This is a genomic window from Corynebacterium sp. (assembly GCF_030530965.1).
Lineage (GTDB): Bacteria > Actinomycetota > Actinomycetes > Mycobacteriales > Mycobacteriaceae > Corynebacterium.
Window position 1 is genome coordinate 1 of the sequence record NZ_JAUMTY010000078.1, and the last position, 5,553, is coordinate 5,553.

The window sequence follows — 5,553 nt, forward strand, 5'->3', positions numbered from 1 at the left end:
TGGCTGGAACAATGTGCTCGCGTCGTTCGCATGAGGGACATCATACACATAAAATTCGAACTCGAGTTCGGATAGGGTGACGTGGGAAAACTGCGGATAAACCGTCGGGTGTGGCCGTCATTCACAGCGAGCATCCTTGCTCCGATGGCCTCTGTAGTGAGTTTTCCTTCCTACCTCATACCTATTTCGTGCCGCGAAATGGGGGTGTCCTATCCCGGGGTTGTCACGTATTGTCGGTGATATGAATGCTCCCCATGGTCGACGTCGCCAACCCGAGTTAACGGGCACCCCCGAGGTGGCCCAGTCTCGTGGCCTTTTTGGACGTGCCGGTTGTCGACGGATCATGCAGACCACACGACGTGGCGCGAGCATCGCGGTGGCCGTCGGGATTATGGTCGGCGGTGGCTTAGCTGGGTGTAGCAGCAGCGATGACGTTGCGAATTCTTCCCATGATCACACATCGGCAGCGTCGGCGACCCAGTCGCAGGCTCATTCCACCTCGAACTCGCGTACACCGCAGCCAGCGACTGGGGCACCGCAAGATAACCCACATCCCAGTCTCAATTCGACGACGACCAGCCGTCATGGTGGCACGCAGCGGGGTGCGACGAATGGAACTACCCAGCAACAACAGGGCGGTGCTCAGGGGAACCGCGCAGCATCGCCACGAACCGCGAAGAATGGGACGGCAACTCCCAGGACCGGCAGTGGCGCAGCAGGTGGGGCCACAACGGCGACCTCACCAGGCCGAACGGTATTTCAGAGTCCCAGCGGCAACATCGTGTGCCAGTTCCGCGGGATGGATGACGATGGCTGCGATGTCCATCAGCACCCCCGGTGGGGCGACGAAAACCGGTGCCCATATCTGGGCGTCGAGGCCAGAAATGACACCATGATTGGCTTCCGTCGAGGCCCCGACGCGGAACCATGCCACTGGCTCTTGCAGGGAGAGTTCCCACGGACAGGACCTGTGCTGCCTTATGGTCAATCGAAAACAATTCCAGTCCAGGGGAACTACACAACCACCTACACATGCACATCGAAGGCAAGTGGAATGACGTGTACCAGCGCTGAAGGACACGGCTTTTTCGTCAACGATAAGCAATATAAGACCTGGTAAACGCCCTCATGCTGGCGCGGGGGACTAGTACGAGGATGAGCACCGGGCGAGTACTACTGCCATTTTCTTTCGTGTTTTCCGACGAAAAGCCAGTGAGGTTTTTACCATGAGGGAAACCGCCAATAAGCGAAACCACGGATAAGACGCTGACCACAGCGGCTAAGAGAAAAAGAGGGGACAACATACTCATGGCAGATCAGAAGAACAACGATAAGTCATCGGACTCGGTCGACATTTCGGCGCTGCGCGTAGGTGTCGTCGGTGCTGGTCAAATGGGGTCAGGCATTATTGAAGTTGCTGCCCGTCATGGTTCCGACGTCGTAGCGTGGGAAGCTACCCAGGAGTTCGCCGACAAAGGCCTCGAAAGGATCACCAAGTCGTTGGAGCGCGGTGTGTCACGAGGCAAGCTGTCTGAGGAAGACAAGGACGCCGCGCTCGGGCGTATCCGCATCACCACTGACTTGGAGGAGTTTGCGGACCGCCAGCTAGTCTGCGAAGCGATTGTTGAAAATCCCGAGGTCAAAGCAGATATTTTTGGGAAGCTCGACAAGATCGTTTCGGATCCCGATGCGCCTTTGTGCTCTAACACCTCGTCGCTGCCCATTCAGCAGATTGCGTCGGCAACGTCGAACCCGGGTCGCGTGATGGGGCTGCACTTCTTCAACCCCGTCCCGGTTCTTCCCCTGGTTGAGCACGTCCGAACCTTGGATACGACAGATGCCGTTTCTGATCGGGCCGAAAAGTGGGCTAGCGAAGTGTTGAAGAAAACGGTGATCAAGGCGAAGGATCGCTCCGGGTTTATCGTCAACTTCTTGTTGGTGCCCTACCTGCTCTCTGCGATCCGCATGCTGGAAAATGGCGTGGCGACGAAGGAAGATATCGACGCTGGTATGCGCAATGGTGCAGCACATCCCATGGGGCCCATCGCGCTCTCCGACATGGTGGGGCTGGACACTGTGGCGTCTATTGCCGACGTCATGGTCGACGAATACGGCGACCCGACGTACGCCTGCCCGCCCCTGCTGCGTCGGATGGTCCAAGCCGGTCGGTTAGGAAAGAAGACCGGCCGAGGCTTTTACACGTACGACGAGAAAGGCAAACCTATTAGTTAGTCTGCTTGTCGGTGGTACCAGAGGTGTGCTGGCCGGCGGCCTCTGCGCCGCTCGCAGTTTGCGAACCCGCTGCGGCCTCAGTACCGGCTACAGTTTCAGTGTTCGCTGCGGATTCAGCGCCCGCGGTCTCCGCACCCGCGTTCTCCGCCTCGAAAGCCGAGCTATCAGAATCCGGGGTAGTGAAACCATCCTGCCCCGATGCGTCGGTTGTTGTGCGGGTACGAGTGGTCATCATCATGGCCAGCGCGATCAGCGCTGCCGACGCCAGAGCGGTAATGATGGTCACGATTTTGTCGCCCTCACCAACGACGACGGACTTATACGGGAACGCCGAGAGCATCAGCCCCGTGACCGCATACGCAAGCACGGGCACGCGCATGAAACGTCGAAGCTGGGGCACAAGGAGGGCGGGAATAAGAATGCCAGCCCCCATCGTCAGCATTGCCCATGATTCGTTGACTGTGAACGTCGGGTGGTTATACATCACAGCGCCAGTCATGGGGTTGTACTGAATGACGCGAACATCATCAGAGAACCGGGACCACACGACGGCAATTGCCGCAATGATTCCCATCAGACCGATCAACGTCACACTGATCTTGATCGGCGTCGGAGCAGCGTTAAATGGCGATAGCGACGTGGTGGAGGACTGGGCATCGGTCTCAGAACCAGCCTGCTCGTCCAGGCCTTCCTCCGAGGACTGGTCAGCAGTCGCGTTACCCTCACCCCAGTGTGCGCCGACCTCATCACTTTGGGTGCCGGAAGCTGCTGCGCTGGCATACTCGTCCGGCAATGTGCCTGTACGGGCAAGATGACGCAGCGCCGGAACAGTCATCGCCGGGATATCAGTCCGCTGCAGCGCATCGTCGTAGGTGGCTTTCGCCCGGTCATTGTGGAAAATCGTCCGAGCAGCTAACAGCTCTTGCACGCGCGCATCGGTTTCAGGAACACCGTTGTCGTCCAGCTCGCGCAGCCGGGACGTGCAAATGTCGACAAGCTCTTCCGGCGCTAGCGACGGATCCAGGTTGAGCTGCTCATAAAAGTTGTAATGCTCATTGGTATTCGTGATGGAATCGTCCCCCTCAGGTTCAGAATGGTACTTAGCTTTCATGCCGGCGAGCTTACCAGCCGCTCCGTCACGGCCGGTTGAGATTTACGTTGAGTCTTATGTCGGCGGAACCGGTTGGCGGGCAGCGCTAATCAGTTCCTTCGTGTACTCATGCTGAGGATCGCGATATATCTGATCACTCGTTCCCTTTTCGACGATTCGCCCGTTCTTCATCACAGCGACCGTGTCGCAAATGTGCCGCACAACGTCAAGATCGTGCGACAAGAACACCATTGTCAGGCCATAGTCTTCGGCAAGCTCGTCGAGAAGCGCAATGACGCGGTTCCGCACGGTGACGTCCAACGCCGAAACGGGCTCGTCGGCAAGAAGAATCTGAGGGTGGGTAGTCAGCGCGCGGGCAAGTGAAATCCGCTGACGTTGGCCACCACTGAAATGATGAGGGAACCGATCTATTGCCGACAGGTCCAGCCCTACCTGCTCAAGCACGGTGACTATGCGGTCGCGCTGCTTGTCTCGGGGGAGGGGATGCTGTTGCGCACGCAGTGGTTCGGCCAGCGAATCGCCGATAGTCATCGTGGGATCCAAGGAACCACGCGGGTCCTGGAAGACAACCTGCCCATAGGGGCTCATATCGTGCGGATTGGTAATGGCGTGCCCGTCGACACGGACATCGCCGGATGTCGGCCGGGTGAGCCCCGCCATGATCTTCAGCAGGGTAGTTTTCCCCGATCCAGATTCGCCGACGATGCCAAGGCGTTCGCCCCGGTGGATGTCTAATGTCACATCGTCGACAGCAGTGATTGCCGACGACGGCCCGAAGCGGTTCTGACGTTGATCGAATACCTGGCTTACATGGCGGACCTGGAGAAGAGGATCGGTTGACGACGGCGTCGGGGAAGCCTCGTCGCGTGCATCATGTTCGGCGGACGCATCGTGACCCTGTGCATCGTGTTCGTCGCGAATGTCATGAACGTGCGCATTCTGAACCAGTATCGTTGTGTAGGAATCCCGAGGATGCTGCAAGATGCGCTCTGTCGGCCCGTATTCGCGCGGAACCCCATCCTTCAAGACCAGAATGTTGTCACACATGTTCGCAACGACCGACAGATCATGCGTGATGAACAGCAGCGCGGTGTTGTTTTCGCGAACAAGCCGGTTGATCAGCATCAAAATAGACCGCTGAACTGTGACATCCAAGGCAGTTGTTGGCTCGTCGCAAATGAGAAGCTCAGGGTCATTCGCAAACGCCATCGCGATAAGAACTCGCTGGCGTTGGCCCCCAGAGAGCTCAAACGGATACGAATAGTAAGCGCGCTCGGGGAGCCCCACTGACTCAAGAAGCTCACGGACTTTAGCGTCACGCTCCCGTCGGCTGTGACCAGACGAACGTCGGTTCCGGCCAGTACGCTGGTCCTCTCGTGTGCCGGCCCGACATGCGCGTTCGATTTGTTTGCCCACGGTCATGAGCGGATTCAGCGCAGTCATAGGCTCCTGGAAAACCATCGACATGCGCACGCTCCGGAACTGACTGAGGGTGCTATCGGCAGCGCCCACAATTTCGTTGCCAGCGAACATGATCGATCCGGACGGGCGCACATCGTCAGGTAAAAGCCCCATGATCGCCAGCGCCGTTAACGATTTCCCCGACCCGGATTCGCCGATGAGCCCGAGCCTGGCACCGGGCTCAAGACTGAAGCTCAGAGAGTCCACTAATCGACGCGCGTTCGTGGCAGCATCTGCAGAACGCGGAGTGGTCAATGACAGGTCTTTCACTTGCAAAATTGCCGACGACGATTCGTCCGCGACTGGATCAGGCGACGAATTTAGCAACGCCTCCTCTGATTTCGGCCCCCGCTCAGGCTCTTCATGAGCCGCGCTCACGGCAGGAGCGTCGTACATTGCCCGGTGGGAGAACGGATCGAGGATGTCGCGAAGCCCGTCGCCGAGAAGATTGAACCCCAGCACTGTGAGGGCGATAGCGAGCCCCGGCCATAGAGCCAGCTCCGCGTGCGAATCGAGGAAAACCTGAGAGTCCTGGAGCATCCGGCCCCATGAGGCCTGCGGCGGCGGTGTCCCCAGTCCTAGAAATGACAACCCCGCCTCAGCCAGAATGGCGAGCGCCACGGAAACCGTCGCCTGGACAATGATGAGGCCGGTAATTCCACGTACGATATGCTTCGTCGCAATGGAAAACCACCCCATTCCCGCACTTCGCGCGGCCAAAATGTAGTCCTGGCTGAGGACTTGGCGGG

At 58.5% G+C, this 5,553-nt stretch carries 4 protein-coding genes; 2 read left to right on the forward strand and 2 right to left on the reverse strand.

The features are described 5' to 3' along the window. Positions 1-241: 241 nt before the first annotated feature. Positions 242-1,120 (forward strand): hypothetical protein, encoded by an 879-nt coding sequence (locus Q3981_RS10020; protein ID WP_303125861.1) that lies wholly within the window; start codon positions 242-244, stop codon positions 1,118-1,120. Positions 1,121-1,308: 188 nt separating this feature from the next. Continuing rightward, entirely contained in the window at positions 1,309-2,232 is a 924-nt protein-coding gene (locus Q3981_RS10025; protein WP_303125863.1) for a 3-hydroxybutyryl-CoA dehydrogenase, read from the forward strand. Here Q3981_RS10025 and Q3981_RS10030 read toward each other — a convergent pair. Both Q3981_RS10030 and Q3981_RS10035 read right to left on the reverse strand, forming a co-directional pair. Then, positions 2,225-3,343, reverse strand: coding sequence for a hypothetical protein (locus tag Q3981_RS10030; RefSeq protein WP_303125866.1), 1,119 nt, complete (start codon positions 3,341-3,343; stop codon positions 2,225-2,227). The two genes, Q3981_RS10025 and Q3981_RS10030, sit on opposite strands and share 8 nt — an antisense overlap. 54 nt (positions 3,344-3,397) lie before the next feature. Continuing rightward, positions 3,398-5,553: dipeptide ABC transporter ATP-binding protein (locus tag Q3981_RS10035; protein ID WP_303125869.1), on the reverse strand; the 2,156-nt coding region annotated here is incomplete at its 5' end.

What these genes read in the sequence shown, in the direction of transcription:
- Q3981_RS10020 (WP_303125861.1), top strand. Translation starts at nt 242, where the DNA reads ATGAATGCTCCCCATGGTCGACGTCGCCAACCCGAGTTAACGGGCACC.
- Q3981_RS10030 (WP_303125866.1), bottom strand. Translation starts at nt 3,343, where the DNA reads ATGAAAGCTAAGTACCATTCTGAACCTGAGGGGGACGATTCCATCACG.
- Q3981_RS10025 (WP_303125863.1), top strand. Translation starts at nt 1,309, where the DNA reads ATGGCAGATCAGAAGAACAACGATAAGTCATCGGACTCGGTCGACATT.